At 65.4% G+C, this 361-nt stretch carries 1 protein-coding gene; it reads right to left on the bottom strand.

Annotation, left to right across the window (positions count from 1 at the left end; all coding sequences use genetic code 11):
- Window positions 1-15: 15 nt before the first annotated feature.
- Window positions 16-361: dihydrofolate reductase family protein (locus AC1DCP_RS26705; protein WP_476774917.1), on the bottom strand; the 346-nt coding region annotated here is incomplete at its 5' end.

Genomic DNA, 361 nt, shown 5'->3' with positions numbered 1-361 from the left:
GGCCGCTCCCGGTAATCAGCGCAATACGCGGTAGGTCGACTGCACCAGGCCGGATGGAAAGTGCCGGCTTGACTCTAGCGCCAGACTTACGTCTTGCGGCAGGGCGCCGAACAACGGTATGCCGGTCCCGATCAGCACCGGGACCGTAGTCACCACCATGTCAGCGATCAAACTGTCGCGCAGGAACGACTGGACCACCTGGCCGCCGTCGACATAGACGCGGCGCACGCCTTCGCTCGCGAGTTGCGCCATCGCGTCCGAGGGCGTGCAGTTCGAGAAGCGCACCTTCCCCTGCAACGCTTCCGGCACCGGCGTGCCGGCCAACTGACGGGATAGCACCAGCACCGGTCTGTCGTAAGCC

It is taken from the genome of Agrobacterium sp. 10T429, from assembly GCF_056393925.1.
The sequence above is the reverse complement of the archived record's forward strand: the minus strand, read 5'-3'. Positions and strand labels throughout refer to the sequence as shown.